We start from the raw sequence: 19,007 nt of genomic DNA, 5'->3' as shown, positions 1-19,007 counted from the left end.
GATGCCCCTGCCCCGCGTAAGACTTTCGGGATGCAACAGGGCTCCGGTTTCCTCTCCCAGCGTCAGCGCCGCCTGGCGTGGCTCGGCTTCCTGCTCGCCGCGATCCAGGCCCCCGTCGCCGCCAAGCTGGTCGACGACAGCTCCTGGCTGTTCAGCCTCGTGGTGGCGCTCATGGTGGCGACCGTGATCGTCGCCGACGACGGCGTCCGCCGCACGGCGCAGGCCCGCTCCTCCGACTGATCAGCCCTCGGCGGGGCGCGCCTCGTGCCCCGGCCGACCCGGGCTGCGGCGGCGTTCCTTCATCTCCGCCTCGTAGAGGTGCCGCCGGCCGCCGACCAGTTCCTCGCGGGCCCGCCGGTCCAGCTCCCGGAAGAGCGCGTAGTAGCCGTCGTCGAAGTCCTCGACGATCTGGAAGGTCCAGCGTCCCGCGATCACGTTGCGGCCCAGCAGGTCCTCCTTCACCCGTGCGGCCAGCTCCGGGTGCCCGGCGGAGCGGAACAGCTCCACGGCGTCGTCGAGCATCAGGTCGGCGTGCCCGATCAGCTGGTGCAGCGAGTAGAGGTGCCCCCGGGCCCGCTCGACGCACTCCAGCGCCTCGCTGAGCTTGCCCAGGGCCTCGACCGTGGCGTCACTCACGCCGGCCGGCCGGCGGTGCGCCTGGTCCGGTCCGTCCACCTGCTGTCCCATTCCGTTCCTCCGCGGGGTCGCGTGCGCGGTCTGCGCGGTATCCCTTCTGCCCCGCGGCGCGCCGCTCAATCCCGGCGGGCGAGGCCGCGCATCGCCCGGACGACCCGGGCATCGGCCGGTCGGCCGAGGCCGCCCCGCTCCCGGCAGGGCTAGCCTCGGTCACCATGCGTGTGCCGAACAACCGGGTGGCGACCCGTTCCGCGGCGGTGGCCGCCAGGTCCAGCCTCACCACGCTCACCGCCGCTGTCGGCACCACGGGCCTCGCCGCGGCCGCCGCCAACCCCGGCCTGCTCGCCGCGGTCGACCAGCACGCCGCCGCCGTCCGCGACAGCCTGGACGGCGACCGCCGCCTGCTGACCGTCGCGGCGCTCGCCGGATACGCCGAGGGTGTGCGCGACGCGGCACGGGAGCACGGCTGGCAGCCGCCGGTCGAGCCGGTCGACTGGTCGGAGCCGGACTGGCTGCTCACCCGCCTGCTCGCGGTCTGCCTGCTGACCCGCGCGCTGGACCCCCGCGACCTGGCCTGAGACACGGCGGAGGGTGCCCGCGATTCGCCCCGCGGACACCCTCGTCGCCCCGTTGTGCTCAGCCGTTCGGCCGGCGGAACTGCTGCGTCTCGTCTCCGGCGTTGCCGGACCGGTACGTGCCCTGCGCCCCCGACATCGACGACTGCGGCATGGCCGGGCTGGGCTGGCCGCCCCGGTCGGCCATCTGCCGCTCGTAGTCGCTGCGGCCGGCGCCCTGCGCCTGGCGCTGCTGCTGGAACGCACGGGACTCCTCGGCGGCCCGGTTGAGCCACCCCTCCCAGCGGTTCTGCATCGGCTTCACCAGACCACCGCCAACGCCGATGACCAGGATGCCGGCGATGGTGCCGAGGAACGCGATGAGCACCGGCGTGGTGACCGTGGTGGCGATGCCCACCTGGTTCAGCGCGGCGATCACGCCGAGCGCCAGGATGAAGACCGCCGTCAGGTCGGCCAGCACCCGGCCGTACGAGAGCCCACCGAGGGCGCCCGAGACCAGGTCCCGCACCGCGTTGGCGATGGCGGCGGCGATGACCACGATGACGATCGCCACGAAGGCCCGCGGCAGCCAGGACACCACACCCCGGATCAGGTCACTGATCGCGTTGGGTCCCCACACCCCGAAGGCGAACTGCAGGGTGAACAGCAGGACCGCGTAGTAGGCCAACTTGGCCAGGATGTCGCTGGCGTCGTACCTCGTGCGTTCGAGCGCGCGTTTGATGCCGCCACGTTCGACGGCTCGGTCGAATCCCACCCGTTCCAGTGCCGCGTCCACGATTTTGAGTACGGCTCGGGCGATGAGCCAGCCCACCACGAGGATCGCGATGAACGCGATGGCCCTCGGGATGAAGAGCAGCACCGACCTCCAGAAATCGGTCAGGGCGTCACCGATGTCGGCCTGCCCGACCGCGAGGGTTTTCGGCATGTTGTCCCTCCTGTCGCGTGAACTGCGCCGCCCGCATACCCGGTCGCGTCGGCAGCACGCCGAGCCGACCCGGGGCAATTTCCCGACATGACCGGGCGAACCACCCGTGACCTGCACCAACACCCGCGATCGGACCACTCGGCGGCCGACGCGCGCGCGTGATCGAAACCCGACCGCCAGGCTCCGGTTAGGCTGCGTTCATGCCAGGCACCGTCGGGCGGGTCCCCACGCCATCAGCCCCCACCCCGGGAGCGGGCGCCGGACCGGGCGCGACCGGATCCGGCGCGGCCACCGTCCTGGCCCACCCGTGGGCGGCCACGCCGCTCGGCCCGCCGGACGGCTGGGATCCGGCGGTCCGTGCCGTGGTCGACCTGGTCCTCGCGTCCCCGGTGCCGATGGCCCTGCTCTACGGCGAGGACCTGGTCCTGCTCTACAACGACGGGTACGCGGAGCTGATCGGCGACCGGCACCCGGCGGCGCTCGGCCGGCCGGCCGCGGAGGTGTTCGCCGACCTCTGGCACGACCCCGCCGCCGGCGAGGTGGTCAGCCGGGTCTACCGGCGGGGTGAGCCCTACCTGGAGCGGGAGGCGGTGCTGCCGGTCGACCGGCACCGTGCCGGTTCCGCCGAGCCGGCCGTGTTCACCCGGGGCTACTCCCCGGTCCGCGACTCCACCGGGCGGATCATCGGCGTGCTCACCGTGGCCGCCCAGACCACCCAGGTCACCCAGCAGTTGCAGAGCCTGAGCGACTTCGCGGCGGCGCTGTCCGGCACCCTCACCCTGGACGACGTCGCGCGGGTCACGCTGCGCTACTGCCTGCACTCCTTCGACGCCGACCGGGTCTCGTTCACGGTCGACGAGGGCTCCGCCTGGCGGATGGTCCGCCGGGTCCGGGGCGAACTGCTGGACGAGGCCGACGAGCGGCTGCCGCCGCTGTGGCGCCGGCTGCCCGCCGACTCCGCCCTGCCGATCGCGGTGACCGCACGCAGCGGGGTGTCGTCCTTCGTCGCCGACGGCCAGCCGCTACGGGACACGGCGGCGGACCGGCACGACCAGAAGATCCGGGCGATGGCCTCGCTGCCGCTGCGCTCGACCGTCATCCGTGGCGCGCTGACCGTCGGCTACCAGGCCGCGCACCCCTGGTCACCCGCGGAACGGGCGCTGCTCGCCGCCTCGGCGGAGCTGGTCGGCCAGGCCGCCGAGCGGGCCCGCCGCTTCGAGACCCAGCACGGCACCGCCCAGCTGTTGCAGCGCAGCATGCTCCCGGAGCAGCTGCCCGACCTGCCCCGGCTGCGGATCGCCGCCCGCTACGACCCCGGCGTCGACGGCAACGCCGCCGGTGGCGACTTCTACGACGCGTTCGTGCTGCCCACCGGCGCGCTGGGCGTGGTCCTCGGCGACGTGGCCGGGCACGACGTGCAGGCCGCCGCCCGGATGGGCCAGGTACGCGCCGCGCTGCGCGCGCTGGCCCTCTCCGACCCCCGGCCGGACGCGGTGCTCGGCGGCCTGGACCGGCTGGTCGCCAGCCTGGGCACCGAGGGCGGCACACACGAGCTCTTCGTGACCGTGGTGTTCGGGGTGATCGAGGCCGACCGGGGGCAGGTCACCCTGGCCAGCGCGGGCCATCCCGCGCCCCTGATCCGGCGCTGCCCCACCGACGGCGAGCCGATCGCCGAGTACGTCGAGGTGCCGCCCGCGCCGCCGCTGGGGCTGGGCTGCCACCCGCGGACGGTGACCGTGCCGTTCCGCCCCGGCGACACCCTCCTGCTGTTCAGCGACGGGGTGGTGGAGCGGCGCTGGCAGGACCTGACCGCCGGCCTGACCGGGTTGGGCGCGGCGGTGACCGCCGCCAGCAGCGGCGACCCGCGGGCGCTCTGCGCGGTGGCGACCGCCGCGGTTCCGGGTGCCACCGAGGACGACGTGGCCGTGCTGGCCGTGGAACACGCGGTCAAGCCGAGCCGGTCGGCCGGCATGGAGGTGCCGGCCGAGCCCACCGCGCCGAGCCGGGTCCGGCACTGGATGACCGCCCAGCTCACCGACTGGCAGGTGCCCGAGGCGGTGGTCGGCGCGGCCGTGCTCTGCACCAGCGAGCTGACCACCAACGCCCTGCTGCACGCCGGCACCGCCGCCCGGGTCGAGATCGACCTGAGCCCGGAGCGCCTGCTGGTCTCGGTGGCCGACTCCGGCACCCGGGGGCAGGTGACCCGGGCGCAGACCGACACGCTGAGCAGCCGGGGCCGCGGGCTGGGGCTGATCGAGGAGCTGAGCGACGCCTGGGGCACCGACCCCACGGTGCGCGGTTCGACGGTCTGGTTCGAGATCCTCATCCCGTCCGGGTGAGTCGCGCGTCGGGGCCGACCCGGACGGGTAGGAGGGTGCCATGCCTGACGACAACCGCTGCGGTGTCCTCTTCGACGTGGACGGCACCCTGGTCGACACCACGTACCTGCACACGGTGAGCTGGTGGGAGGCGCTCCGCCAGGGCGATCACCGGGTGCCCATGGCGCGGATCCACCGGGCCATCGGGATGGGTTCGGACAAGCTCCTCGACCACCTGCTCGGCGCCGAGCGGGACCGGGACGCGGACGGCAAGCTGCGCGACACCCACGACGCGCTGTACACCGAGTACTGGGAGCGGCTCGTGCCGCTGCCCCGGGCGGTGGACCTGCTGCGTGCCTGCGCGGCCCGCGGGCTGCGGGTGGTGCTGGCCACCTCGGCGGCCGAGCACGAGGTGGCCGCCCTGCGGGCCGCCCTCGACGCCGACGACGTGATCGACACGGTGACCTCCTCGGCGGACGCGGAGGAGAGCAAGCCGGCGCCGGACATCCTGGCGGCCGCGCTGGCCCAGTCGGGGCTGGCCGCCGAGCGGGTCGTGTTCGTCGGCGACTCGGTCTGGGACGTCGCCGCCGCCGGCAAGCTGGACGTGCCCTGCATCGGTCTGACCTGCGGCGGCACCAGCCGCGGCGAGCTGGCGGGCTCGGGCGCGGTGGCCGTCTACGACGACCCGGCCGCCCTGCTGGACGGTCTCGCCGACAGCGCGATCGCCGCCCTCACCGATCCGACGAGGTCGGTTCGCGCCCCGCGCCGCGCCGGTGCCACGGTGACCGGTCCCACCGGGGAGAAGACGGACACGGAGGCATAGCCGGCACCGCTTCGGGGCACTGGTGACCACCTGCCCGCACCGTGGGCGGCGGAAGGGTGGTGCCGTGGAACCGGTCGATGTCGCGTTCGCCCTGCTGGGCGTCGGTGCGCTGCTGGCAGGGATCCTGCCCCGGGTGCTGGAGCACCGGCCGTTGTCGATGCCGATCGCTTTTCTCGGCCTCGGCATGCTGGTGTTCGTGCTGCCCACCGGGCTGCCGACCCCGGACCCGCTGCGCTGGCCGGAGCTGACCACCCATCTCACCGAGGTCGGCGTGATCGTCGCGCTGATGGGCGCCGGCCTCAAGATCGACCGGCCGTTGAGCTGGGCGCGCTGGTCGTCGACCTGGCGGCTGCTGGCCGTGGCCATGCCGCTGTGCATCGCCGCGGTGGCGGTGCTCGGCTGGTGGTGGGCCGGCCTGGTGCCGGCCGCGGCGCTGCTGCTGGGCGCCGCGCTCGCCCCGACCGACCCGGTGCTCGCCTCCGACGTGCAGGTGGGCGAGCCGACCGACGTGGAGGACTCGGAGGACGAGGTGCGCTTCGCGCTCACCTCGGAGGCCGGGCTGAACGACGGGCTGGCCTTCCCCTTCGTGTACGCGGCCATCGCGATCGCCACCACCAGCCTCGCCCCGGCGGACTGGCTGGCCCACTGGCTCGCCGTCGACGTGCTCTACAAGCTCGCCGTCGGGGTGGGCGGCGGGCTGCTCGTCGGCTGGCTGCTCGGCAAGCTCTTCTTCCGGGCCCCGAGCAACCTGCGACTGGCCCGGCACGCCGAGGGCTTCCTGGCCCTCGCCGCGACCTTCCTGGCGTACGGGCTGGTCGAGGTGGTCGGCGGGTACGGCTTCCTGGCCGTCTTCGTGGCCGCCCGGGCGATTCGCGCGGCGGAACGCACCCACGAGTTCCATTCGGTGCTGCACGACTTCGCGGAGCAGGTCGAGCGGCTGCTCACCGTGCTGTTGCTGCTGCTGCTCGGCGGTGCGGTGATCGGCGGGCTGCTCGCCCCGCTGACCTGGCCGGCGGCCCTGGTCGGGCTGGCCCTCGTGTTCGTGATCCGGCCGCTGGCCGGCTGGCTGTCACTGCGGGGCGCGCCGGGCCGCCCGGCCGAGCACTGGGTGATCTCGCTGTTCGGCATCCGCGGCGTCGGCTCGTTCTTCTACCTGGCGTACGCCACCAGCAAGACGGAGTTCCCGCAGGCGGAGGTGGTCTGGGCGACGGTCGGCCTGGTCGTGGTGGTCTCGGTGGTGGTGCACGGGATCGCCGCCACCCCGGTCATGCAACTGCTCGACCGTGCCGGCGAGCGGACCCGGGACGCCTCAGAGCGGGGCCGGACGGACGAACCCGCCCTGGACGGCGTCCGGGGCTGACCGGGGCGCCGGCACCAGCCGGGCGGCCGGCAGCTCCAGGTGCACCCGCACGGTGGTCATCCCGTCGGCGACGTGCACGTCCACCAGGTCGCAGAGCCGGTGCACCAGCAGCAGGCCCCGGCCACGCACGCCGGTCGCGGGCGGCGGGATCCGGCCGGCCAGGGGATCGGTCAGCTCACCCGGGCCGCTCACCTCACAGACGAGGTGGCCGGCGGCGGCCCAGCACCGGGCGGTGGCCGGCCCGGCGCCGTGGGTGAGCGCGTTGGAGGCCAGCTCGGTGACGGCGATCCGCAGGTCGTCGACGCGTTCCGCGGCGAGCCCGGCGGCCTCGGCGACGGCGGCCACCGCCGCGCGCAGCGACCCCAGGCGCTCCGGCCGGACGGGCTCGGCGAGCGCGTCACCGGGCGGCGGGGGCAGCGGGCGGGCCAGCCGGCGCAGCACCGACCGGGGCGGCCGGTAGCCGGCGCTGGGCCGGGCCACTCCCCCGCTGACCAGCCAGGGGTGGGTCCGGGCGACGTCGGCCAGCGCCCGGGCCGGCAGCCGGGACCGGTCGAACAGGCAGCGCACGGTGATCGACTGGTCGGCGAGGCCGAGGTTGATGATCGCTTCGTGCTCGACGCAGTGCCGGTACGCGGCCGCCCGCCGGCCGGGCCAGAGCGGCTCTCCGACGACGCGGACCCGGCGGCCCGGGAACCGGTGGACGAAACTCCGCAGCGTGGTGGGGATGATGGCCGCCGGGTTCCGCCCGATCACCGCCATGTCGGCCAGCTCGACACCGTCGAGCAGGTCGAGCAGCGGCCGGACCAGGGACAGCCGGTGGGTGGGCACGGCGACCAGCACGGGCTCGCCGGCTGCCCGTCCGGCCTCGACGAACCCGCCCACGGCGGCACGGTAGTCCCGGTCGTCGGCGTAGAACAGGGCGTCGTGGCGCAGCCCATCCTCCGGGAACGGCGACCGGTCGACGCCGGTCCTGCCGTTCCCCGGCCGACTGCCGGCGCCGCTCACTGCCCGTGCACCTCCCCGACGAAGGATACCCGTGGGTGACGAGCCGCCTGCGCGCAGTGGCACCGGTCAGCCACGGTCCGCCATGAGCCGGGCGGCCAGGACGCGGCCCAGGTCCCGGCCGGAGCGCCAGGCGCCCTGCACCCGCGGCCGCCCGAAGGCGTCGCCGGCCAGGCCGATCCCGTCGTCGTCCAGGTGGTAGCCGCCGTCGCCGCCGGCGGCCGGTTTCGCGTACGTCCAGCGGTGCACGTGGGTCAGCTCGGCCGGTTCGGGCAGGCCGAACAGGTCGCGGACGGCCTGCTCGATCGCCGGGCCGGCGGCGGTGGGCTGGAGCAGGTGCCCGGCGGCGAACCCGGAGGTGGTGTGCGCGACCAGCACCGGGGCGCCGTCGCCGCGCCGGTCGCCGTCGTCACAGACCGAACTCAGCACCGGATGCTCGTTGACGAACGCGCCCCGGAAGTCCGGCCAGCGGCGGGCCGGGAAGCGCAGCACCCCGGCCAGCGCGGAGGACCAGCGCTGGGCCGCGACCGCCCGGGTGGCCGCTTCCAGCGCGGGGTCGAGCAGCAGGGCGGCCTGCGGGCCCGGCATGGCGAGCACGACCGCCCCGGCGGCGCGGCCGTCCACGCGGGGGCCCGGCTCGACGGTCATGACCAGGCGGTTGTGCGCCACCGGCAGGTCACCGGCCAGGTGCTCCACGAGCGAGCGGAGCCCTCGCGGGGCCGCCCAGCGCATCGGGCCGGGCACGTCCTCGCGCCCCCGCGGCCCGTACGCGACGAGCGTGTCGGTCCACTCCCGGGCCAGGCCGGCGGCCCGCCACCCGTCGACCACCGCGGCGAAGTCCGGGTCGTCGACGGTGAAGTAGGCGGCGCCCAGGTCGGCGGGGCGGCCCTCGAAGCGCTTGGTGGCCATCCGCCCGCCGGTCACCCGGGCCCGTTCCCGGACCTCCACCGGGATGCCGGCCCGGGCCAGCTCGGTCGCGCAGGCCACCCCGGCGATGCCCGCGCCGACCACCACCACACCCGCCCGGTCCGCAGTCACGCAGATGATCGTAGGCGGCGGCCGGCATGAAGACCGCGCCACGGGGGTAGTGGTACACCTGTTCGAGGGAGAGGTGATCATCATGGCCGAGCGCAGCAACGGCAGCAGGGACAACGTCAACCCGGACGCCGCCGTGAAGGACCCGGACGACTGGGTCACCGGCGACGAGCCGCCGACCGCGGCCCAGGAGTCGTACCTGCACACCCTGGCCCGGGAGGCGGGCGAGGAGGTGCCGGACGGGCTGACCAAGGCCGAGGCGTCCCGCCGCATCGACGAGCTCCAGGCGGAGACCGGTCGCGGCCGATGACTCAGCGCGGGGGCAGGCGGTGCAGCTCGACCCGGTCGAGCCGCCCCGCCGCCACCCGCGCGGTCAGGTAGGTGGCGTGCGGCTGGGCCCGCCGGTCGGTGGGTGAGCCGGGGTTGAGCAGCCGCAGGCCGCCGGGGGCGACTGTGTCCCACGGGATGTGGGAGTGCCCGAACACCAGCAGGTCGCAGTCACCGAACGCGGCGGCGCAGCGCTCCTCCCGGCGGGTCTTCGGCCCGGTCTCGTGCACCACGGCGACCCGCAGCCCGTCCAGCTCGACGCGGGCCACCTCGGGCAGCCGGGCGCGCAGCGGCGGGCCGTCGTTGTTGCCGTACACGCCGACCAGCCGGCGGGACCGGGCCTCCAGGGCGTCCAGCAGCGACACGTCCACCCAGTCGCCGGCATGCAGCACCACGTCGGCGGCCTCGACCGCCGCCCAGAGCGGCTCGGGCAGGTCCCGCGCCCGCTTCGGCACGTGCGTGTCGGCCATGATGACCAGCTCCATCCCCCGATCCTGCCCGCCGCCGGGCCCGCTGTCGCGGTGGCGGCCCCCACCAGGACCGGGTCGGGCTCAGGCGCCCTGGTCCTCCATCTCGTGGGTCGGCCCGGCCGGCGCGCCGGTCCGGCCGCCGAGCCGCCCGGCGGCCGCCGTGATCCGGCCCGCGGCGTTGATCAGGCCGATGTGTGAGAAGGCCTGCGGGAAGTTGCCCAGTTGCTCGCCGGTGGCCTCGTCGATCTGCTCGGCGTAGAGGCCGAGGTCGTTGACCCGCGCGGCGAGCTGCGCGAACAGCCGGCGGGCGCGGTCCAGCTCGCCGGCCTCGGCCAGGCCGGCGGCCAGCCAGAACGAGCAGATCAGGAAGCCCGCCGGGTCGCCGTCCCAGCGGCGCAGCAGGCCGTTGCGGGACAGCTGGCGCTCCATCAGGTCGATGGTGGCGCGCATCCGCGGGTCGGCGGCGGGCAGGAAGCCCACCAGCGGCATGATCAGCACCGAGGCGTCCAGCTCGTCGGAGTCGAAGGCGCCGGTGTACGCCCCGACCCGGTCATTCCAGCCCCGGCGGAGCACCGCCGCGCGCACCTCGTCGCGGGCGGCCGCCCAGCGCGCCACGTCGGCGGGCTCGCCGATGCGGGTGCCGAACCGGACGGCCCGGTCCAGCGCGGTCCAGCACTGCACCTTGGACGACACGTAGTGCCGCTCCACGTCGCGCGCCTCCCACATCCCGGCGTCGGGCCGGCGCCACTCTCCCACCGCCTGGTCGGCGAGGTCGTGCAGCAGCTGCCGCACCTCGGCGGACATCGGGTCGAGGTAGTACCGCATCAGCCACGCCGCGTCGAGCACCTCGCCCAGCACGTCGGTCTGCCGCTGCCGCCAGGCCTCGTTGCCGATCACGACCGGCCGGCTGCCGGCGTATCCGGCGAGGTGGTCGAGGCCGTGCTCGGTGAGGTCCCGCTCGCCCTCGACGCCGTACATGATCGGCACCGGCTCGTCGCCGATCCGGCCCATCGCCCGCGCCACCCAGCTGAACTGCCGGTCCGCCTCGTCGGGGCAGGCGGCCAGCCAGAGCGCCTGGAGGGTGAGGCTGAAGTCGCGGAGCCAGACGAACCGGTAGTCGTAGTTGCGGTCGCCGCCCAGCTTCTCGGGGATCGAGGTGGTGGCCGCCGCGACCACCGCCCCGCTGGGCCCGTAGGTCATCCCCTGCACCACCATCGCGCTGCGGCGGACCAGATCGCGATAGTCGCCGTGGTAGTCGTGCAGGTCGGCCCAGGACCGCCAGCCGGCGACCGCGTCGGCCAGCACCTGGTCGGCGTCGGGCAGCGCCGGCGCGCCGGCCCGGTAGGTCGGGGCGTACCCGAGGGTGAAGTGGTGGGTGCTGCCGGGGCGGGCGGTGAACCGCCCGGACGCGGCGCCCTCGCCGCAGGTCAACGGCACGTTGGCGCGCAGCTCCAGCCGGCAGGCGCCGGCCGTCGCCCCGATCACCCCGTCGGTCTCGGTGAGGTAGGCGTTGACCCGGCCGTACTCGAAGCGGGGCGCGTAGTCGACCCGCATCGGCACCTCGCCGCTGAGCCCCTCGACCACCCGGGCCAGCACCCGGGGTGACTGCAGCCCGATCCGGTGACCGCGCGCGCCGGGTTCCAGCGCCAGGGCGTCGGTGACGGCCGCCGTCCCGGTCGCGGTGGTGAAGACGGTACGCAGCACGAGCGTGTCGTCCAGATAGGACCGGGTGCTGGTGAACTCGCCCGCGGGCCGGATGCTCCAGTGCCCGGCCGCGTCGTCGAGGAGCCGGCCGAACACCGACGGTCCGTCGAAGCGGGGCGGGCACCACCAGTTGACCGCGCCGGCCCGGTCGACCAGGGCGGCGCTGTGCCCGTCGGCGAGGAAACCGTGCTCGCTGATCCGTCCGGTCCGCACGGGGATGGCTACCCGGCCCGGCGGTCGCCATGCGCCGCCATTGGTGCGGACGGGCGCGTTACCGCCCGACGGGGGTGGGAACGCGTCGGGTTGACGAAGGAGGAGCTCATGACCAGTCCCTCGAGTCCGACCGCGGCCTGGCGGCCCGGGATGCCGGGCAGCGACAACCTCCCGTCCGGTCCGGGCGGCCGCCCGTTGCCGCCCAGCGGGGACGGACACGGGCCGCAGGCCGGCCCGCCGACCGTCACGATCGGGTCGTACCCGGACTATCCGTCCGCCCAGCGGGTGGTGGACTATCTGGCCGACAACCGGTTCCCGGTGGAACGCACCGCGATCGTGGGGACGAACCTCACCCTGGTCGAGACGGTGATGGGGCGGCTGACCACGGGCCGGGCCGCCCTGGTCGGCGCGGGCACGGGCGCGTGGTTCGGCCTGTTCATCGGGTTGCTCTTCGGCATCTTCACGGCGGGCAACTGGATCGCGGTGATCCTGGTGGGCCTGGTGATCGGCGCGATCTGGGGTGCCGTGTTCGGCGCGGTGGCACACGCCATGACCGGGGGCCAGCGCGACTTCACCTCGGCCAGCTCGCTGCGGGCCAGCCAGTACGCGGTCACGGTGGACGCGGACGTGGCCGAACAGGCCCGGCAGCTGCTCGGCCGGATGCACCTGACCCCGACCGGCGCCACCGCCCGCTGACCGGCCGGTCCCGACGCCCCGGCGCGCCCGTCGCGCCGGGGCGTCACGCGGTCAGTGGTATGACCGCTCGCCGGCGCGGATCGGGACGTCGACCCGGTTCTCCGGCGGGGCCAGCGGGCAGGCCCACCGGTCGTCGTAGGCGCAGCTCGGGTTGTAGAGGTAGTTGGCGTCGAGGCGGACCCGGTTGCCGGACAGCACGGTCAGGCCGCGCCCGAAGGTCCCCTTCACCGTGTCGGTGAGGTAGCGCCCGCCGCCGTACGCCTCGGCGCCGCAGGTGGCGTCGCGGACCGGCAGGAACAGCCCGCCCCCGTACGCCTCGATCCACCACAGGGTGAGTGGCCCCCAGGGCGTCTCGGCGACCGCCACCCGCCGGTACCGCACGACGCCGTCGGGCCCGCCGGTGTCGATGCTCTCGGTGCCGGAGGCGGGGCGCAGGGGCGCCTCGACCACCGCCGACGGGTCGGGCGGGAACCAGCGCAGCCCCGTGAAGCCGGGCCGGTCGGCCGCCGGCAGGGGGCTGCTGGGGTGGTCGCGGAACAGCTCGTCCCGGGCCGCCCGGAAGGCGGCCAGGTCGAGGTCGGAGAGGTAGAGCCGCGCCACCCGCTCACGCCAGTCCTGCACGTCGAGATCATCCACCCTCCGACCCTAGCCCGACGCTTTGGTTCAGATTCGAAAATCACCGCTGTACGTCAGCACTGTTGCGCGGCTCACCTCGCCGGTGGAGGGGTTGTTTAAATTTTAAGTAGTGCTACTCTCGTAGCCATGACGGACAGCCTGGACCCCGAGCGGTTGGCCTGCTGGCGCGCCTACATCGAGGCGAGCCAGCGGCTGTTCACCCAGCTCGAGGACGACCTGCGCGCCGACAGCGAGCTGAGCTTCGCCGACTACCACGTGCTGGTGCTGCTCTCCGAGGCGCCCGGGCAGCGGCTGCGGATGGGTGAGCTGGCCGGCCGGCTCGTGTTCTCGCCGAGCCGGCTGACGTACCAGATCTCCTCCATGCAGAAGCGCGGCCTGGTGGCCCGGGAGTCCTGCCCGGACGACCGGCGCGGCAGCGAGGCGGTGCTCACCGCCGCCGGGCTGCTGACGCTGCGCGAGGCCGCTCCGCACCACCGGCGCTCCGCGCGCACCCACCTGATCGACGACCTCGACGACGCCGAGGTCGCCTGCCTCACCCGGGTCTTCGAGCGACTCGGCCGGCGCCTCCGCGCCGACCGCGACGCGTCGTCCACCCCGGCCGACAAGTAAGGAGACCCGAGATGCCCGCGATCACCGTCGACGACGTCCTCGTCCTGCCCCGCCTGCCGGAGCTCGGCGAGTCCACCACCTACCGTCCGGTCCGCCGGCTGACGACCGCGCCGAGCGGCTACGAGGGCGAGGGCTTCCCGGTCCGCCGGGCCTTCGCCGGCGTCCCGATGACCGAGCTGGACCCGTTCATCCACCTCGACCAGATGGGCGAGGTCGACTACGCGCCGGGCGAGCCGAAAGGCACCCCGTGGCACCCCCACCGGGGCTTCGAGACGGTGACCTACATGATCGACGGGATCATGGACCACCAGGACTCGCAGGGCGGCGGCGGCACCATCACCGACGGCGACACCCAGTGGATGACGGCGGGTCGCGGCCTGCTCCACATCGAGGCGCCGCCGGAGCACCTGGTGATGAGCGGCGGTCTGTTCCACGGCCTCCAGCTCTGGGTCAACCTGCCCCGGGTGGCGAAAATGAACCCGCCGCGCTACCAGGACATCCGCGGCCGGGAGTCGGCCCTGCTGACCACGCCCGACGGCGGCGCGCTGATCCGGGTGATCGCCGGCGAGATCGCCGGGCACCAGGGTCCCGGCTCGACCCACACCCCGATCACCATCGCGCACGTGACGCTCCAGCCCGGGGCCGAGCTGAGCCTGCCCTGGCGGCCGGACTTCAACGCGCTGGTCTACGTGCTGGCCGGCCGGGGCACGGTGGGCACCGACCGGCGGCCGGTCCACCTCGGCCAGCTCGCCGTGCACGGGCCCGGCGACGCGCTGCGGGTCACCGCGGACGAGCGGCAGGACGCCAACACCCCGGCGCTGGAGCTCTACATCATGGGCGGCCAGCCGATCCGCGAGCCGGTGGCGCACTACGGCCCGTTCGTGATGAACACCCGCGCCGAGCTCGTCCAGGCGGTCGAGGACTACCAGGCCGGCCGGCTCGGGGTGATCCCGGCCGAGCGGCTGCCGCACAGCGGCGGCGAGGGCGACCGCCCCTGACCCGCTCCGTCCGACGGGCGTCCCGGTTCGCCGGGGCGCCCGTCGCCGGTCTCAGGAGACGGCGAAGATGCCGGCCACCCCGAGGATCACCATCAACAGGACCGCCACCAGCGCACCCCGTTCCCCCTCCACCGCCTGCTCGCGGTATTCGGTCACGGTGTTCGGCGTCTCGGCGGGCATGCTGTGGCCTCCTCGGTTTCGCGATCCAGGGGTCCGGTGCACCCCCCGCGAGCACCCCGCCGACCGGGACGGTCGGCGTGCGGGGCCGTGCCGGGGGTCCTACCGTGAGGACGATGTCGACCTCGGGAGGCTGGAACGTGACGATGCGGGACTGGTTCCTCTCCGCACAGGAACGCGCCAACCCGGGGTCTGAGTTACCCGTCTGGACGAGCGGAAACCTCGTCGAGCCGTTGATTCACGGCGGCGCGTACTTCGACCGGCTGGTCAGTGAGGTGGATCACCTCGTGGCCGGCGACCATCTCTTCTTCACGGACTGGCGCGGGGACCCGGACGAGCGGATGCGGCCGGACGGCCCCACCGTGGTGCAGTTGTTCGCCCGGGCCGCCCAGCGCGGGGTGGTGGTCAAGGGCCTCGTCTGGCGCTCCCACCTCGACGCGCTCTCCTACAGCGAGGAGGAGAACCGCGACCTCAGCGAGGTGATCCGCGCCGCCGGCGGGGAGGTGCTGCTCGACCAGCGGGTCCGCCGCGGCGGCTCGCACCACCAGAAGCTGGTGGTGCTGCGCCACCCCGGCGCCCCGGAGCGGGACGTCGCGTTCGCCGGCGGGATCGACCTCTGCCACAGCCGGCGGGACGACGCGGCGCACGGCGGCGACCCGCAGGCGGTCGCCATGTCCCCGCGGTACGGCCCGCACCCGCCCTGGCACGACGTCCAGCTCGCGCTGCGCGGCCCGGTGGTCGGCGCGCTGGACACCACCTTCCGGGAGCGGTGGACCGACCCCATGCCGCTGGACTCGGAGAACCCCATGGCCTACCTGCGGGACCGGCTGCGCGGCTCGGACCTGAGCCCGGACCCGCTGCCCGACCAGCCCGCCGACCCGCCGCCGTGCGGGCCGCAGCACGTCCAGGTCCTGCGCACCTATCCGGCGGTGCGCCCGCGCTACTCGTTCGCCCCGGACGGCGAGCGCACGGTGGCCCGCGGCTACACCAAGGCGGTCCGGCGGGCCCGCCGGTTGATCTACCTGGAGGACCAGTACCTCTGGTCGACGGAGGTGGCCGACCTCTTCGCCCGGGCCCTGCGCGACCAGCCGGACCTGCACCTGGTGGCCGTCGTACCCCGGCACCCGGACGTGGACGGCCGGTTGGCGCTGCCGCCGAACATGGTCGGCCGGTCGCAGGCCCTCGAACTCTGCCACCGGGCCGCCCCCGACCGGGTGCACGTCTTCGACGTGGAGAACCACGAGGGCACCCCGGTCTACGTGCACGCGAAGGTCTGCGTGGTGGACGACGTGTGGGCCAGCGTGGGCAGTGACAACTTCAACCGCCGCTCGTGGACCCACGACAGCGAGCTGTCCTGCGCCGTGCTGGACGACACCCGGGACGAGCGGGCCCCGACCGACCCGGCGGGCCTGGGCGACGGCGCCCGGGTGTTCGCCCGGGAGCTGCGGCTGCGGCTGTGGCGGGAGCATCTTGACCGTGACCCGGACGGCGGGGCCGACCACGACCTGCTCGACCCGGCGGACGCGGTCGCGGCGATCACCTCGGCGGCGGCCGAGCTGGAGCGGTGGCACGAGTCCGGGCGGGTCGGGCCCCGGCCGCCGGGGCGGCTGCGACCGCACCGGCCGGAGCGGTTGCCCTGGCGTACGCGGCTCTGGGCGCTGCCGGCGTACCGGCTGGTCTACGACCCGGACGGCAGGCCGCTGCGGGCGCGGCGCGCCGGCACCTGGTGAGCCGCCGCGACCGGCTCGCCGGTGGGCAGCGGCTCGTCCAGCGCGTCCGGCCGGGCCGGGTACGCGAACGACACCCGGGGCGAGTAGAAGCCCCAGCAGACCTGTAGGGGGTTGGCCGGCCGGAGCGCGTAGACCGGGTGCTCCGGGGCGAGGAACTCCACCGACTCGACCTCGAACGGCGACACCGGCTCGGCCACGTACGGGTAGTCCGCGACGATCAGGTCGCCGTCGCGGGCGGTGAGGTAGCGGTGATGGCCGTTGTGCGCCTCGGTGCCGGTGTGCCCGACCTCGGCGGTCACCTGGATGAGCGGCCGCCCGTCGGCCCACGTCTCGGCGGTGAGTCGCCCGCCCCGCACGTCGACAAGGGTCTCCCCCGGCACGGCCGGAGCGCCCCGGGCCGAGGCGTACTGCCGGACCCGCGGGCTGGACGCGAGGTAGTGGGTCCACCAGCCGCCGGGCGTCTCGCCGTCGGGCGGATCCTCGTCCGCGAGCGAGACACCCAGGAAGGTCAGCGAGTACGCGCCGAACCCGGAGGTCTGGCTCTCGTCGTCCACCACGTACTGGCAGAGGAACACCTGGCGGTCGGGGCGCGGGCGGAGGCCGGCCGGTACGAGCGCCGCGACCGCGTCGGGGTCCGCCGGGACCCAGCTGAACAGCAGGGTCCGGGCGTTGACGACGAGTTGCGGAGCGGCGGGATCCAGCACGGTGCCTCCGTAGACGTGTACACCCTGGACGCTACGGGCGGTCCCGTCTGCGGGACAACGACGGAAAGGCGACAGTGTGAGCCGACTGTCGGGTTTCACGTTGACCGGTCGGCCCGGGACATCCGCCGTCCGGCCAGTCGGGCCCGGCCACCTCGCCCCACCGCGCCGGTCGGCCATCCAAGGGTTTCTGCCCCGATTCAGGCGCTACATGCCAGGGCGCGGCATAAGTACATCGTACTTTCGGCTAGATTTCCTCGGGCCGATCAGGTTAAGGTGGCTTCCGAACGGCCTAACTGAAGCTAAACCACAGCGTCACGTCTTTTTGTTTCGCGGACGAGGTGCAGGGAGGACCACCCATGACCGCGCACACGATCAGCGAGCCGGCGACGACAACGCCGTCCACCTCCGACAAGCTCGACCCGCGGGCGCTCACCGACAGCGCCGCCGACCTGCTCAACGCCATGGCGGCGCTCCCCGCCCACCACCCGTCGCGCGCCGCGCTGCGCGATCGGGCGATCGAGGCCTGGCTGCCTCTCGCCAACCACCTCGCCCACCGCTACAGCGGCCGGGGCGAGCCCACCGACGACCTGGCGCAGACCGCCGCCGTCGGCCTCATCAAGGCGATCGACAAGTTCGACCCGTCCCGCGGCGTCGACTTTGCCGGCTACGCCATCCCGACCATCATCGGCGAGCTGAAGCGCCACTTCCGCGACCGCACGTGGGACATCCGGGTGCCGCGCCGCCTCCAGGAGCTGCGGCTGGCCATCTCCGACGCCAACAGCACGCTGCTGCAGACCCTCGGCCGCTCCCCGACGGTCGCCGACATCGCCGGCCACCTCAACCTCACCGAGGAAGAGGTCCTGGAGGGCCTGGAGGGCGCCCGCGCCTACAACGCCGTGTCGCTGTCCACCCCGACCGGCGACGGCGACCGGGCCACCGAGCTGGGCGACATGCTCGGCGGCGAGGACGGCGAGTTCGAGCTGGCCGAGCTGCGGGTCGCCCTCGGGCCGGCGCTGGCCACGCTCGACGAGCGCGAGCAGAAGATCCTCACGCTGCGCTTCTACGGCAACCTGACCCAGTCGCAGATCGCCGAGCAGATCGGCGTCTCGCAGATGCACGTGTCCCGGCTGCTGGCCCGGGCGCTCACGAAGCTGCGCGGGCAGCTCGACGGAACGTACTAGGGGGTGGCGGCGGTGGCCGGGTCGGCGGGCCCGGCCACCGTTGACGACCACTCGGGCCCGGTCGGCGGTGCGCCGGCCGGGCCGTTCCGTGTTCAGCGCAGCACCAGCAGGTCCAGCGCGTCAACCACCGGGGCGTGCGGGGTCCGCCGCGCCGCCGCCCGCAGCCGGCGCAGCCCCCGGTCGTAATCGGCGTCGTCGAGCAGCACCAGCGGGGTGTGCGCCGCGCGCCGCAGCCCGTCGGCCGCCGCCCGCAGCGACGGCGCGCTGACCTGCGGCACCGGCTCCAGCGCCACCGGGGCGGACCCGGCCGGCTCGAACGCCGCGCACACCTCGGCCACCGAGGGACAGCCCTCCAGCACCCGCAGCGCCTCCGGGAACCAGCGGAACAGCGTGACGCCACCGCCCCGGCCGGGGAAGACCGACCGGATCAGCACCGGCGCGCCCGGCCGCAGCACCCGGCGCAGCTCGGCGGCGACCGCCGGCAGGTCGGGCAGGTGGTGCACCACCGTGGACAGCCACGCTCCATCCAGGCCGGCCGCCGCGAGGGGCAGGGCCTCCGCCCGCCCGGCCACCATCCCCGGGTACGCCGAGCGCGCCCGCATGGCCGCCGCCGGCTCGACCGCCACCACGTCCACCCCCCACCAGGCCCGGAAGGCGGCGGCCCACGCGCCGGTGCCCGCCCCCAGGTCGAGCACCCGGTCGCCGGGGCCGACGGGCAGGTGCCGGGCCACCGCGGCGCGCCAGCTCGCCAGGCCGCCGGACGGCACGTGCCGGGTCGCCGCGAAGGCGGCGGCCGAGGCTTCGTCGTACGCGATCATCGCCATGACCGTCACTCCACGCGAGGAAACGGTCACCGTCAATGTGAGAAGTGGAACAGGACCCCGCGCC

General features: G+C 74.7%; 21 protein-coding genes. 11 read left to right on the top strand and 10 right to left on the bottom strand.

What is annotated here, in order from left to right; translation table 11 throughout:
• Positions 1–30 precede the first annotated feature (30 nt).
• A complete protein-coding gene (locus tag ABZ452_RS26320) occupies positions 31–240 on the top strand; it encodes a hypothetical protein (protein WP_151462117.1) in 210 nt (69 codons plus the stop codon).
• On the opposite strand, the gene ABZ452_RS26315 is transcribed toward ABZ452_RS26320, so the two are convergent.
• Complete coding sequence (locus tag ABZ452_RS26315) at positions 241–687, bottom strand: hypothetical protein (protein WP_357948127.1); 447 nt, start codon at positions 685–687, stop codon at positions 241–243.
• 164 nt (positions 688–851) lie between these two features.
• Here ABZ452_RS26315 and ABZ452_RS26310 point away from each other — a divergent pair, with 164 nt between their 5' ends.
• Entirely contained in the window at positions 852–1,214 is a 363-nt protein-coding gene (locus ABZ452_RS26310; protein ID WP_357948124.1) for a DUF6401 family natural product biosynthesis protein, read from the top strand.
• Between the two features lie 58 nt (positions 1,215–1,272).
• On the opposite strand, the gene ABZ452_RS26305 is transcribed toward ABZ452_RS26310, so the two are convergent.
• Positions 1,273–2,136: a hypothetical protein gene (locus tag ABZ452_RS26305; protein ID WP_357948122.1), complete on the bottom strand. Its 864-nt coding sequence runs from the start codon at positions 2,134–2,136 to the stop codon at positions 1,273–1,275.
• 200 nt (positions 2,137–2,336) lie between these two features.
• On the opposite strand from ABZ452_RS26305, the gene ABZ452_RS26300 reads away from it, so the two are divergent.
• The 3 genes from ABZ452_RS26300 (at position 2,337) to ABZ452_RS26290 (ending at position 6,637) form a co-directional block, all read left to right on the top strand.
• Entirely contained in the window at positions 2,337–4,475 is a 2,139-nt protein-coding gene (locus tag ABZ452_RS26300; RefSeq protein ID WP_357948118.1) for a SpoIIE family protein phosphatase, read from the top strand.
• 40 nt (positions 4,476–4,515) lie between these two features.
• Entirely contained in the window at positions 4,516–5,277 is a 762-nt protein-coding gene (locus tag ABZ452_RS26295; protein WP_357948114.1) for an HAD family hydrolase, read from the top strand.
• Between the two features lie 64 nt (positions 5,278–5,341).
• Positions 5,342–6,637: a cation:proton antiporter gene (locus tag ABZ452_RS26290; RefSeq protein ID WP_357948112.1), complete on the top strand. Its 1,296-nt coding sequence runs from the start codon at positions 5,342–5,344 to the stop codon at positions 6,635–6,637.
• Here ABZ452_RS26290 and ABZ452_RS26285 read toward each other — a convergent pair.
• Together ABZ452_RS26285 and ABZ452_RS26280 are read right to left on the bottom strand one after the other, a co-directional pair.
• Positions 6,587–7,642 carry an anti-sigma factor RsbA family regulatory protein gene (locus tag ABZ452_RS26285; RefSeq protein WP_357948109.1) on the bottom strand — a complete coding sequence of 352 codons (1,056 nt, stop codon included), beginning with the start codon at positions 7,640–7,642 and terminating at the stop codon, positions 6,587–6,589. The genes ABZ452_RS26290 and ABZ452_RS26285 overlap by 51 nt on opposite strands.
• Before the next feature lie 66 nt (positions 7,643–7,708).
• A complete protein-coding gene (locus ABZ452_RS26280) occupies positions 7,709–8,656 on the bottom strand; it encodes an FAD-dependent oxidoreductase (RefSeq protein ID WP_357948168.1) in 948 nt (315 codons plus the stop codon).
• A 103-nt stretch (positions 8,657–8,759) separates the two neighbouring features.
• Between ABZ452_RS26280 and ABZ452_RS26275 the strand changes: the two genes are divergently transcribed.
• Entirely contained in the window at positions 8,760–8,984 is a 225-nt protein-coding gene (locus tag ABZ452_RS26275; RefSeq protein ID WP_357948105.1) for a DUF3072 domain-containing protein, read from the top strand.
• Between the two features lies 1 nt (position 8,985).
• On the opposite strand, the gene ABZ452_RS26270 is transcribed toward ABZ452_RS26275, so the two are convergent.
• Positions 8,986–9,486: a metallophosphoesterase gene (locus ABZ452_RS26270; protein ID WP_357948102.1), complete on the bottom strand. Its 501-nt coding sequence runs from the start codon at positions 9,484–9,486 to the stop codon at positions 8,986–8,988.
• 66 nt (positions 9,487–9,552) lie between these two features.
• Entirely contained in the window at positions 9,553–11,388 is a 1,836-nt protein-coding gene (locus ABZ452_RS26265; RefSeq protein WP_357948099.1) for a glycoside hydrolase family 15 protein, read from the bottom strand.
• 108 nt (positions 11,389–11,496) lie between these two features.
• Between ABZ452_RS26265 and ABZ452_RS26260 the strand changes: the two genes are divergently transcribed.
• Complete coding sequence (locus tag ABZ452_RS26260; protein ID WP_357948095.1) at positions 11,497–12,084, top strand: general stress protein; 588 nt, start codon at positions 11,497–11,499, stop codon at positions 12,082–12,084.
• Between the two features lie 51 nt (positions 12,085–12,135).
• Here the strand turns inward: ABZ452_RS26260 and ABZ452_RS26255 are convergent, their stop codons facing one another.
• A complete protein-coding gene (locus ABZ452_RS26255; protein ID WP_357948093.1) occupies positions 12,136–12,720 on the bottom strand; it encodes a DUF1684 domain-containing protein in 585 nt (194 codons plus the stop codon).
• 126 nt (positions 12,721–12,846) lie between these two features.
• Here ABZ452_RS26255 and ABZ452_RS26250 point away from each other — a divergent pair, with 126 nt between their 5' ends.
• On the top strand, positions 12,847–13,329 hold the full coding sequence (locus ABZ452_RS26250) for a MarR family transcriptional regulator (protein WP_357948090.1): 483 nt from the start codon (positions 12,847–12,849) through the stop codon (positions 13,327–13,329).
• An 11-nt stretch (positions 13,330–13,340) separates the two neighbouring features.
• Positions 13,341–14,327 (top strand): pirin family protein, encoded by a 987-nt coding sequence (locus ABZ452_RS26245; RefSeq protein ID WP_357948087.1) that lies wholly within the window; start codon positions 13,341–13,343, stop codon positions 14,325–14,327.
• Positions 14,328–14,378: 51 nt separating this feature from the next.
• Here the strand turns inward: ABZ452_RS26245 and ABZ452_RS26240 are convergent, their stop codons facing one another.
• Positions 14,379–14,507: a hypothetical protein gene (locus ABZ452_RS26240; protein WP_255474581.1), complete on the bottom strand. Its 129-nt coding sequence runs from the start codon at positions 14,505–14,507 to the stop codon at positions 14,379–14,381.
• A gap of 137 nt (positions 14,508–14,644) precedes the next feature.
• Here ABZ452_RS26240 and ABZ452_RS26235 point away from each other — a divergent pair, with 137 nt between their 5' ends.
• Positions 14,645–16,234, top strand: a complete 1,590-nt coding sequence (locus ABZ452_RS26235; RefSeq protein ID WP_357948165.1) for a phospholipase D-like domain-containing protein — start codon at positions 14,645–14,647, stop codon at positions 16,232–16,234.
• On the opposite strand, the gene ABZ452_RS26230 is transcribed toward ABZ452_RS26235, so the two are convergent.
• Positions 16,183–16,938, bottom strand: coding sequence for a hypothetical protein (locus tag ABZ452_RS26230; protein WP_357948083.1), 756 nt, complete (start codon positions 16,936–16,938; stop codon positions 16,183–16,185). The genes ABZ452_RS26235 and ABZ452_RS26230 overlap by 52 nt on opposite strands.
• A gap of 356 nt (positions 16,939–17,294) precedes the next feature.
• Between ABZ452_RS26230 and ABZ452_RS26225 the strand changes: the two genes are divergently transcribed.
• On the top strand, positions 17,295–18,119 hold the full coding sequence (locus ABZ452_RS26225) for a SigB/SigF/SigG family RNA polymerase sigma factor (RefSeq protein WP_357948081.1): 825 nt from the start codon (positions 17,295–17,297) through the stop codon (positions 18,117–18,119).
• Between the two features lie 92 nt (positions 18,120–18,211).
• On the opposite strand, the gene ABZ452_RS26220 is transcribed toward ABZ452_RS26225, so the two are convergent.
• Complete coding sequence (locus tag ABZ452_RS26220; RefSeq protein ID WP_357948078.1) at positions 18,212–18,943, bottom strand: methyltransferase domain-containing protein; 732 nt, start codon at positions 18,941–18,943, stop codon at positions 18,212–18,214.
• Positions 18,944–19,007: the final 64 nt, after the last annotated feature.

Source organism: Micromonospora sp. NPDC005707, from assembly GCF_040631005.1.
Taxonomy (GTDB): domain Bacteria; phylum Actinomycetota; class Actinomycetes; order Mycobacteriales; family Micromonosporaceae; genus Micromonospora.
Note: the sequence above shows the minus strand (reverse complement) of the source record. Positions and strands in the feature narration are given on the sequence as shown.

What these genes read in the sequence shown, in the direction of transcription:
- ABZ452_RS26320 (WP_151462117.1), top strand. Translation starts at nt 31, where the DNA reads ATGCAACAGGGCTCCGGTTTCCTCTCCCAGCGTCAGCGCCGCCTGGCG.
- ABZ452_RS26315 (WP_357948127.1), bottom strand. Translation starts at nt 687, where the DNA reads ATGGGACAGCAGGTGGACGGACCGGACCAGGCGCACCGCCGGCCGGCC.
- ABZ452_RS26310 (WP_357948124.1), top strand. Translation starts at nt 852, where the DNA reads ATGCGTGTGCCGAACAACCGGGTGGCGACCCGTTCCGCGGCGGTGGCC.
- ABZ452_RS26305 (WP_357948122.1), bottom strand. Translation starts at nt 2,136, where the DNA reads ATGCCGAAAACCCTCGCGGTCGGGCAGGCCGACATCGGTGACGCCCTG.
- ABZ452_RS26300 (WP_357948118.1), top strand. Translation starts at nt 2,337, where the DNA reads ATGCCAGGCACCGTCGGGCGGGTCCCCACGCCATCAGCCCCCACCCCG.
- ABZ452_RS26295 (WP_357948114.1), top strand. Translation starts at nt 4,516, where the DNA reads ATGCCTGACGACAACCGCTGCGGTGTCCTCTTCGACGTGGACGGCACC.
- ABZ452_RS26275 (WP_357948105.1), top strand. Translation starts at nt 8,760, where the DNA reads ATGGCCGAGCGCAGCAACGGCAGCAGGGACAACGTCAACCCGGACGCC.
- ABZ452_RS26270 (WP_357948102.1), bottom strand. Translation starts at nt 9,486, where the DNA reads ATGGAGCTGGTCATCATGGCCGACACGCACGTGCCGAAGCGGGCGCGG.
- ABZ452_RS26260 (WP_357948095.1), top strand. Translation starts at nt 11,497, where the DNA reads ATGACCAGTCCCTCGAGTCCGACCGCGGCCTGGCGGCCCGGGATGCCG.
- ABZ452_RS26250 (WP_357948090.1), top strand. Translation starts at nt 12,847, where the DNA reads ATGACGGACAGCCTGGACCCCGAGCGGTTGGCCTGCTGGCGCGCCTAC.
- ABZ452_RS26245 (WP_357948087.1), top strand. Translation starts at nt 13,341, where the DNA reads ATGCCCGCGATCACCGTCGACGACGTCCTCGTCCTGCCCCGCCTGCCG.
- ABZ452_RS26240 (WP_255474581.1), bottom strand. Translation starts at nt 14,507, where the DNA reads ATGCCCGCCGAGACGCCGAACACCGTGACCGAATACCGCGAGCAGGCG.
- ABZ452_RS26225 (WP_357948081.1), top strand. Translation starts at nt 17,295, where the DNA reads ATGACCGCGCACACGATCAGCGAGCCGGCGACGACAACGCCGTCCACC.
- ABZ452_RS26220 (WP_357948078.1), bottom strand. Translation starts at nt 18,943, where the DNA reads ATGGCGATGATCGCGTACGACGAAGCCTCGGCCGCCGCCTTCGCGGCG.